7 protein-coding genes are annotated in these 8,209 nt (G+C 28.6%); all 7 read right to left on the reverse strand.

Annotated features, from left to right (window positions below):
- Nucleotides 1-230: 230 nt before the first annotated feature.
- A complete protein-coding gene (locus DFQ09_RS18195; protein ID WP_115812987.1) occupies nucleotides 231-1,094 on the reverse strand; it encodes a DUF7281 domain-containing protein in 864 nt (287 codons plus the stop codon).
- On the reverse strand, nucleotides 1,094-4,795 hold the full coding sequence (locus DFQ09_RS18200) for an ATP-binding protein (RefSeq protein ID WP_115812989.1): 3,702 nt from the start codon (nucleotides 4,793-4,795) through the stop codon (nucleotides 1,094-1,096). The genes DFQ09_RS18195 and DFQ09_RS18200 overlap by 1 nt, the downstream gene beginning before the upstream one ends.
- Complete coding sequence (locus DFQ09_RS18205) at nucleotides 4,779-5,351, reverse strand: condensin complex protein MksE (RefSeq protein ID WP_115812991.1); 573 nt, start codon at nucleotides 5,349-5,351, stop codon at nucleotides 4,779-4,781. The genes DFQ09_RS18200 and DFQ09_RS18205 overlap by 17 nt, the downstream gene beginning before the upstream one ends.
- Before the next feature lie 6 nt (nucleotides 5,352-5,357).
- Nucleotides 5,358-6,554 carry a hypothetical protein gene (locus tag DFQ09_RS18210; RefSeq protein ID WP_115812993.1) on the reverse strand — a complete coding sequence of 399 codons (1,197 nt, stop codon included), beginning with the start codon at nucleotides 6,552-6,554 and terminating at the stop codon, nucleotides 5,358-5,360.
- 279 nt (nucleotides 6,555-6,833) lie between these two features.
- Nucleotides 6,834-7,148: a type II toxin-antitoxin system RelE/ParE family toxin gene (locus DFQ09_RS18215; protein ID WP_115812995.1), complete on the reverse strand. Its 315-nt coding sequence runs from the start codon at nucleotides 7,146-7,148 to the stop codon at nucleotides 6,834-6,836.
- Entirely contained in the window at nucleotides 7,130-7,372 is a 243-nt protein-coding gene (locus DFQ09_RS18220; RefSeq protein ID WP_115812999.1) for a hypothetical protein, read from the reverse strand. Before DFQ09_RS18220 ends, DFQ09_RS18215 begins: the two co-directional genes overlap by 19 nt.
- 196 nt (nucleotides 7,373-7,568) lie before the next feature.
- Nucleotides 7,569-8,105 carry a hypothetical protein gene (locus DFQ09_RS18225; protein ID WP_115812997.1) on the reverse strand — a complete coding sequence of 179 codons (537 nt, stop codon included), beginning with the start codon at nucleotides 8,103-8,105 and terminating at the stop codon, nucleotides 7,569-7,571.
- Between the last annotated feature and the right edge of the window lie 104 nt (nucleotides 8,106-8,209).

An 8,209-nucleotide genomic window follows, 5' to 3' on the forward strand; every position in this document is an offset into this window, starting at 1 on the left:
TAGCTAAATCGGGATTAATATATGATGGAAATTATAAAAGTACTTTAGTGAAAAATTAATGAGTTTTTACTTGTTTTTTGCCACAGTACTTTGTTGTGCATAGTGCTTTCACGTTCAGCTTGGTTTTCCGATGTTTGTTCTTTAGTTTGTAAATGAGCTCAGGCGAGACATACTCTTTTGCAATTTTTGATGTAGCGTTGGCTGGTGCGAATTGCAAATGTGTATGGTTTTTAGCATTGGCTATCTGTTTCTATATAATATTCTTGGTCTAGGCCTTTTTTTTCTAATTGAATTATCTCAATTAACTCTAAAATTTTCGGTTCTTTTATATCACTAATTTTAAAATTAATTTTTTGATTGTCAAATCGCTCTCTGTTACCATTATTTCTTAAATCACTTTTTATATTCTCAGGAATAAAAAATGTCGCTTTTCCCATTAAGTGCTTTTTGTATTCATTTAAGTAAATCCCAATTCCTGCAATATCAAAGTCTCCAAAATGCAAATAATTGTTTGGGATAGAATTCATCCATTTTATAAAATCTTTATTTTGGTTTTGAGGATAACGAGAAATAAACAAAGGATTTATATTTTTAAATAAGTATTTCTGTTCTTGAATTTGACTGAAATTTTTAGCATTCTCAATTCCAATAACTGTTATTTCTTTTGGAATTTTGAAAGATTCGAAGTCATATACAAAAACAAAGCTTCCTTTAGTAGGTTTGATGATTATGCTTTCATTATTTAGCTCAGCTTTTATTGAACTATAACTATTCACTAAGAAGCCTTTAAAGGCTCTCTCTTTTGATTTTTTAGAATCTGTTGTAATCTTTACAAGTTCAGCACGAGTTGAATTTTCATTTTCTAAAGCCAAAATATAATTGTTCAAATCATTAATTTGTAACTGATTTGCTAAATAAGTGTGTAAATTTGATTTATTTAATAGCTCTAGGGACTTTTTATGTTTCCCTTTTCTATAAATAATATTCTCAGCAACTAAATCATCTATTAATCTTCCTTTAGCAAAACTATTTGGAATTGATTCTTCATTGATTAATCGGACTAATACTTTTGCTATTTTTAATGTTAATTTCATTAATTAAGAACTTTGGTATTTACTTTAACCAATCTATTAATTTTTGTGATATATTTTTTAGTGTTGCTTTTGGATTGTTCTTTCGCAAGTTTATACGTGTATTTATAGTCTGTAGCATTTTGACTTGTTGGTGAACCATTAATTAATAAAATGTTTCTTTCGTTGGCAAATCTCAAAATTCCTTTAACATTATTTGGGTGAAGTCTTCCTATTTCGTCCATCATACAATGTAATTTAAAGTCTTTGAATTTTTTAGATGCACTATCTTTAAAAACGTTGAGAAGTAGAATATTAATCATAGCTTTTACTAAAACATCTGTTCCTTCACTACCAACATTTGAAAGCTTCTCTACCCAACCAGAGTCATTGTCATTTTCTATTATTCTAAATTGTAAATCAAAAGACTCTGAGAGTGTTAACGTTGTGCTTTTTGACTTCATTAATTCTCTCACTAATTGTTTTAATAACTCTACAGCTTTTTGATTTTTCGAATTACTTTCAGACGAAGTAAAAAGATTTGTTTCTCCTAAAGTGATACTGTTTTCATCGTTAAACTCTTTTATCTGAATCAATAACTTCACTATTGGATTAGAACTTTCTAAAGTTTTCATTTCCATTCCTTTGATGGCTTGAACAAAGTTTTTACCAATAAAATCATCATTAATTTTTTTAATGATTTTCTCAATTTCTCCTTTTTTAGAATTTAGTTCAGTTGTTTCTCTGCCTATCAAATGAATTATGTGTGCGAATCGGTCATTTACACGTTTTTCATATTCGTTGATTTTATCTGCTTCAATAAATTCTTTAAGGTCAGAAGCAAAGTCCAAATATTCCTTATCATCATTTAGTTTTACTTTAAAACTAAATATATTCTGTTCGCCAAAATTACCAATAAAGGCATTTGTAGATTGTTGTAACTCTTTAAATGTTTCAATTCCTTTATAGTGTTTATCATTTATTTCTGTAATAATTGAGATTGCTGTTTTTGTCTCAACAATTTCTCTAATTGGCTCAGAAAAATAAATATGAACGCTTTTATAAGTTTCTGACTTTTCTTTAAACTCAATAAATTTCTTTTCGTCAGTTTCAAATTCATCAATTTTAGATTGTATTGATTTCACAAAATCTTCTTGTTTAGAATATTTTGTATTGATTTTATTCAACTCAATTTTATGTTCACTAATTATTGAAGTTTGTTTTTTTTCTAAACTCGTTTTGTCAACTTTTAATTGAGGAACTTTATCAAAGAGTTCTCTTTTATCTTTGTTGTACTCTATAACAATAGTTTCGTTTCCTTTTATATAATCTAAGTCTTTTTCTATTTCTTGTAATCTATTATCAATAATATTCAGCCTTTTCGTATCAGCACCTTTGTTGCCTAATTCTGAGGTTTGTTCTTTTTTTAGCTGTTGAATTCGTTTATCTGATTCGTCTTTACCACTTGAAATAGAAATGTTTATTTCGGAAATTGACTTGTTTTTAATATCCTCCAAAGATTCAATTTCAGTATTTCGTTCATTTTCTTTTAAACTTATCTTACGCTTTATTCCGTTTTTAAGAACTTCAAGGTCTTCTTGAGCTTTTAATTTCTTTGACGCAATTTCATCTAAATCACTTTCTAGTTTTTGTAAAATAGTTTCTTTTTCCAATTTTGCTTTTGAAACCCATTCATCTAAATCAATCTTATTTTTCTTTAATTTTTCTTGGTTTTGAGAAATAATGTAGTCATTTTCAGAAATAACTTCCTTGAAACTGTTTAATTGTTTCCTGAACTTTGTTTTAAGTTTTTGTAAACTATCTTCTTTATTTACATTAAGTTGCTTAATAGTACTCTGAATTTCAATAATTTTAACTTTAAACTCCTCAATTTCTTGATTGTACTCTTTGACCGTTTTAATACTGTTTTTTAAAGTGTTTAAGTTTAACTCTATACCAAATAGAGTAGTGGAATTGCTATTAATTAGTTTAGGATTGAGTTCTGTGTTGAACAAAACGTTGTCTTCATCAATTACCTTTCCGATGTTATTTTGCCAATCATCAATATTCTCATTTAACCAGCCATAGAGAGAAGATTTACTTTGTTGGATTTTATTTTCAATGGTCTCAATTTTTGAAACCAATTTTTCAATTTTTTCTTTTTCTTTTTGGACGGATGCGTTATGAATCCTTTCTACTTCCTTGGCTTCTAATTCCCATTCTTTACGAATTATAACCGTTTGGTTTGTTGCATTTTGAATGATGATTTTTGAACTTGAAATTTTGCTATCTATAGCTTTTTTATCGTCTTCACATTTTTTTAATTCTGATAAAAAAAAGGTTTTATGTTTTAATTCTGATTTGCTTCTTTTTAAGCTATTTTCATTTTCCCTTATTGTTTCTAACTTATTATGACCTTTATTTACTTCATCTTTGTTTTCTTCCTTAATCTGATTTATCAACTTTTGATATGCATCGAAAACTCCAGTCTTATTATCTGCAAAAGCACTTTGGATTTTATTGATTTCTGCATTCTTTCCATTAGCAAACTCTTGATGTCGATTTTGAATTTGGGTAATGAGTGCCTGGAATCTTTGACTAATTTCTGCGAACTTAGAGGTTAACAGATTTTTTTCTTCTTCTAAAGTCTTTTGCTCTGTAATGAAAGAATCTTTCTTTGAAACTTTTGAAATTATTTGATTGATATTTTGGATATCGTATTCCTCTTTCTTTTGCTTTGCTTTTGCTAAATCTGTGGTGATAAGTTTAATATCCGAAACAATATCCTGTTCTCTTCTTCGATGCGTTTTTGCTAAGTTTTCTCTTTTTTTAAGAATCTCGGTTAGCTCGTTGTTTTCTTTTGAAAAATTAGAGTGTAAAATTGACTTTTCGTTTTCTATATAATTAAACCTAGATGCTAGTTCATACGTTAATTCTTTCTTTTCTCTTTTTAGGAAATTGAAAAATCTATATCTGTCAATAATTTTGTCGGCTTGCTTTCTAACTACAATTTGCCCTTTTCTATTTTCCTTGAACCATATTTTAATATCGTTAATCTGAGATTCAAAATCACGTAAATGATTCTTAGCGTAGTTTTCGATATCTATAACAAATTCTTCTTCATTTAGAGAATTTATGATGGTGTCTTTAATGAATTTTGCTTCTAAATTGGTATTTAGAAGTACGTTTTGAATAGTTCTTGGTATATTTTGGTATTGTCTACTTTCTATTAAAGCGTACTTTTTAAGCTCTGGCTTTAATCCAGCATTATCTCCATAAATAATTCTACGAAAGTCTTCATAACTTTTTATTAAATGAGTGTAATAAATTTCTTTTCCAAAAGCATTTCTTATTTTATCCCAATTTTCAAAAGCTCTATTATCATTGTCAATAAATAATGCTCGTTTATATTCAGAATTGAAAAATCGGAAGGCAACCTTTCCATTCACTTTGTATGCTAAGACACAGAAAGGAATGTTGTCTTTTATGATTTCGTAAATAATATATGAGTTTTGATATTCAAAATAGTAATCATCAAACCCTTTTTTTTCTCTCGGTATCCCAAGCTTCGTTTTATTTGCATTATAAAAAAACAAGATTGCACGAAGTAAGGTACTTTTACCTACGCCTTGTGTTCCGATTAAATGAACGTTTCCGTCTAATTCAATTTCAGCGTATTTTACGGATGCACTATTTATGAAAACTATTTTATTTAGGTATCTCATTTTCTATTTCTTCGGGAATATTAATAGCTGTTATAATATCTTTCAGATAATTTAAAGAGGTAAGTACTTTATAAGTTTCCGAAATCTCATTTTCTAAGGTAATAAAATTATCTTTTTCAAGTTTTTCAATTAATTTTTTTATTCTTTCTGAGTAGCTTTTTTTGTCAATTCCTATTTTCTTTAATTTCTCTAGTTTGGTTTTCAAATCCGCATTGTTCTTTAATTGATTTACAATGTCAGATGGTGAAAACCTAAAGCCTACATCAAAAGAAGAATCAAAAGTTTTAAAAAAGTCTAGTATGTCAATCCAATTGAATGCTTTTTCTAGTTTCCTGTCTAAGTCAACATTATTTTCTATTCGACTGAAATAGAAATATTCATTGCCTTGCTCTAATACGTAATTGATTTGATGAAAATATTCGTGTAAATCCTCAAAAGTCTCCTCATCTTCTAGAACTTTATAAAGTTTTTGAATTTCATCATCAGGACTGTTTGAGCAGATGAATTGTCCTTTGCGTAGCACGTCAAATATTTCTGATGTATATTTTGTAAACATTAAAATTTATTTTGAAAATACCATAGCGTATTCAATGCCATTGGTGATTTGGTAATTGTCTTTTATTTTTAATTCTTGTTCATATTGTGAAATGATTTGACAAAATATTGTCACTCGATCATTAAAATCTACTTCTTTTAAAAAATCATAATTTAAGATAAAATTGAATAAATTATCACTTGTAGCAACAAAACGATTTCGTACTTCTTCTAGATTTATCATTACTTCTTCCTCAATATTGTTTTGAAGATATTCATTAGAAATACTTTCTGCTATTTCTGGTTTGAAGAGTAATCTATCTTTATGATTTTTAGCAATTCTCTTAATTGCTTCAAAAGCTTTCTTACTTTCTCTAAGAAAATCAATAGATAAATTTAAGGGTTGATTTGTTCTTGCCTCAAAAATCACTTGATTTTTGTTTGATACTATTTGTCTAATGTCAGTTTCTGCTTCTATAGTAAAATTGTCTTTTAAATATTTAAGTTTTCGTAATTTTTCTAAAAATTTCCCATGCTGTTTTATTTGATTTAGATAATCAATTATCTGTTTTTCTATCTCGATTAGGTTGTGTGAGCATTCTCCTAGCTGATGTTTTAATTCAATAATAATTCTACTCAATTCTTCGTCTAAGGCTCTATTAAAAAAAGTTATTTCTTCTTCGTTAATAAGAGTCAATGTTTGCTGTATCAAATTTGTTACTATTGTTCTTTTCTCATCAAGGTGTTCTAACTTTAATTGTTTGTTCTTGTAATTTGTTTCGTTTTTAAAGGTATTCTCTATATTTCGTCTTAAATCAACTACACTTCTAAGTGTAATAACCCCCATTTTCCTAAATGTCTTTTTTATAAACCTTAAATAACCATATTTTCTGTTTTCGTTATTCTCGTTTAAAAAATAATCTATGTTTTCTTTGATTTTTCTGATGTTTTCATCAATATAAGACAAGTTGATTTCTTCACTTACATAAAGTACTTGCTCGAAAAATTCCAGAAATTGACCATCAAGTTCTAAAAGACCTCCATTTTCTCTAATTACAGATTTTTGTATTAATAAATCAATACGACTATCTTCATAATCGACAAGTTCTAGAGCATCACTCAATCTGTAATCTATGGATTTCCTTTTACTAAACATTTCAGAGATTAGTTTTTCCTCTCTTTTCAGAGCGGTAACTAATTCTTTTATGTCGTTGAAGGTGTTCATTCTTTTGGTTTTGAGCGTTTGCAAGAAACAGCTCTTTTATTTTTTTTAGCGTTGGTTTTTCGCGTTGGCAAAAAAATAAATGTGCTGTTTGTGCGTTGGCGTTTTTAGTTCAAATGTTCAATTTTAGCACGATCTCCGCATTATGCACAACGTGTTTGTATATGGTTTGTTGCGTGGTTTAGCGCGTAATTTAGCAAATAAAAACCGAATAGAAAATCCGCCAGGATTTTCATAAGTAGGCTAGAACTAGCAATAAATTATATACGGTGTTGTGCAACGTTATTTTTTGTTCTCTAATATTTTCAAAAGTTTTTTCGGATTTTGTCTATTGTCCCAAAAAGCTGTGATGATAATTTCTGTGTCATTAAATTTATAGTAAATACTAAAATTACCTAATGAAGCAACTCTTGTATCTTTGAAATCTGTAGCTTTGTAAATCAGAGGTTTTTCGGCTATCTGTTTTGTTCTTTCCGAAACTAGCTTTAAAAGTTTTTTCGAGTAACTATTTGACTTGTTTCTTTTAACCCAATATTCTAAAATTCCCACGAACTGAATGTCAGCTGTTCGTGTCCAAGTTACATTGCGTTTAGCCATTCCAAATTCCTTTTATTCATTGCTTCTTGAGAAATCAGTTTTCCATCTTTTATATCTCGTTCACTCATTTCCAGCATTATTTTCTGTTCTTTGGTCAATTCAACCATTTCAGATTCAGATGAACTCGATGTAATTATTTTGTCAAGTGCCACTAAAAAGTCTTTGTTTTTAATCGATAGTATTTTGTCAATCAATCCGTTTCGTATATTATCTACTGTTGCCATTTTCATTTAAATTTATTTTATAAATATCCGAATAATTGGTCGTTTTTCCTAATGTTGCACAACGTGTTTGTATATGGTTTGTTGCGTGGTTAAGCAACTAAGTTAACAAATAAAAACCGAATAGAAAATCCGATAGGATTTTCGTAAGTAGGCTAGAACCAAGCAATAAATTATATACAGTGTTACCCAACGTTTTTTATTCTTTTGTCGTTACAAATCGGTTAGTTATTAAATTCCATTTATTTTCTTTTCGGTCAAACACAAATCGTATATCAGGTTGATAACCATTCGTTCCTCGACAACCAACTGAAAATTCCGCTTTTTTAAATCGAATACCACGTTGAAAAAATATTCCTCTTTTCGCAGTCACAGAAACGTCTCCAAAAATTATGTCAATCGTATCTTTTGCAACTATTTTGTGATTCAGTCGAATTATGTTAATCGTTTTTTTCTTTTTAATCGACAAGTCAATCAGTTCCTCGTTAGTTAGAAATTTAATTCGGTTAGAAACATCTAATTCCGCAATCCTTTTTCCATAACCACTCATTTCCACGTAATTCCAACCACTTCCTAAAATCAAATCAAGTCGACTGTTTAAAGCTCGAATATAAAGGCTATCTAATTCAGTCGGTTCGATTGAATTCATTCCGTTTTCATTTTGGTCAAGTTTATTTTCTTGTCCAAAACTTACAATTCCGATTAAGGTCAATATGATTACGAATGCTTTTTTCAAATGTTGGGTAACGTGTTTCTTTAGTTTGTAATAAATATCTTTATATAGAAAAAGAGGAGAACTATAACGTGTTTTAGATTAGTGATCCCTTACACGTACGAGTC

The organism is Winogradskyella pacifica, assembly GCF_003386275.1.
GTDB classification, from domain to species: domain Bacteria; phylum Bacteroidota; class Bacteroidia; order Flavobacteriales; family Flavobacteriaceae; genus Winogradskyella; species Winogradskyella pacifica.